Annotated in this window: 1 protein-coding gene; it reads left to right on the forward strand. The window is 40.6% G+C overall.

What is annotated here, in order from left to right:
* Positions 1-640: 640 nt before the first annotated feature.
* A complete protein-coding gene (locus QZT26_RS17520; RefSeq protein WP_261341768.1) occupies positions 641-769 on the forward strand; it encodes a hypothetical protein in 129 nt (42 codons plus the stop codon).
* Positions 770-1,644 lie beyond the last annotated feature (875 nt).

The following is a 1,644-nucleotide window of genomic DNA, read 5'->3' on the forward strand; positions in this document are numbered from 1 at the left end:
AAATCTGGAATGCTCCTGTTCAAACTATGTCCCCCGCTGGCGGGGGTGCAGGGGGTGGACTGGATTTCTCCATCGATTCAACTACCCCTTCATTATGAAAACAAATTTGCCCCTTTTCCCCGCGCTCCGCAGACAATTCCACCCCCTTAATCCCCCGCCAGCGGGGGACAGGCTTGCCACCTCCTTTGCAGCTTTCATGCCCTTGTGGGGTTGATCCATGTGCATTCCAGGTTTTTTATTACTTCTGCCATGTTTTAATGAAACGTACAATAGTATTAACCACTGGCAGCGTTGTTTTGCCCCAATCACACATACGGTTACAAAAAATCGGGAATGCTCCTGAGTAGATAGTAGACAGTGCCCGTCCCTCATTCCACCGTTGTGCAGAGACGCACTGTATTGTGTACAAGCTACCAGCCTCTTGAGTTAACACCTTTAGCAAACTTATGGTTGGTGCAATCTTTTAAATTGATACAGTGCAGTTATTTTTCAAAACACAATTCCGGTAAAATAATTTTCAATTCAATGCCTATCAGACAGGAGAGCCTTTTTCGTTTGACAAAAGCCTTCAAATGGATGATGCCGAAACCCGCAGGCGGAGGGTCTTACACCATTGCCCTGAAGTTTGATGGGACGGCCCATGCATGGAGATATAATACTTATGGTGAATTGGGGACGGGACGACCACGCAGAGCGCTACACCGATACAGGCAAGCAATCTCCTCTTAAAACCGGCAATACCAACAGCAACCACTTGACAATAAGCTGAGGAGAGCCTTCAATATAATTTATTATTTGACGAACCTCTTCACGGGTCATGACTACTGGAATATTCGTCTTCTTCTGTGCACGTATAGCGTTAATCTCTTCTTTTAATGATACTTTTAAAGTAACTATTCAGCGTAATTTCTTTAACTACCATATATGACAAAAAAGGCCAAAATCACAGATATTATCCAGAAGTTGTATTGCTATATATAGACAAGAAGCGTAAATTAATGGGTTTTTGCCATATATTGTACTTTTACTCAAACACGCTGAATAGTTACCTTTTAAAACCTTCTTATACAAAAATACAAGTGCGTTCATAGCCTGGTTTTGGGTAGAAGGGGCAACGCAAGATTTCACGGCAAGGTGGGTCAAAAATTGTTCTATTTTTTCTTCACCGTCCATTAAATCCTCTTGACTGGTCATTCGGTGGTATTGAATATAGCCAAACAAATATGATTTTAGGAATTTGGCAATAAAATGGCTTTCTAAAAAACAGATTTATTTGACTAAGCATACTATACAAGCACGCCCCTTAATTCCCTCTTTATAGAGAGGACTGGGAGGTGTAAATTTTTCGAAAACCTTATTTGTTTGACTATATATCATTTGCTTCAATCACAGTATGATCGTTCTGTACGGAGGGAATAATGCTTAAGCCTCATTATATCTTTTACTTTATTTGGCAACCCCCCCCTTTTTTGATTGACATCCTTTTCTCCTATTCTATACTGTGTACGAAATAAAATTATACCTAAATCCTGCAAACAAGGCAAAGCCTTGTTGCAGGAATAGGATTGAAATGGTAGGATTTCCAAGGTATTCGGCGGTATATTGATAACAAAAAACACCTGAAAGGAGATTCACCATTTCGAT

Origin of the sequence: uncultured Candidatus Kuenenia sp., from assembly GCF_900696675.1 — a bacterium.
GTDB lineage: Bacteria > Planctomycetota > Brocadiia > Brocadiales > Brocadiaceae > Kuenenia > Kuenenia stuttgartiensis_A.

Excerpts from the sequence above, each read along its gene's own strand:
- QZT26_RS17520 (WP_261341768.1), top strand. The coding sequence starts at position 641 with ATGCATGGAGATATAATACTTATGGTGAATTGGGGACGGGACGACCAC.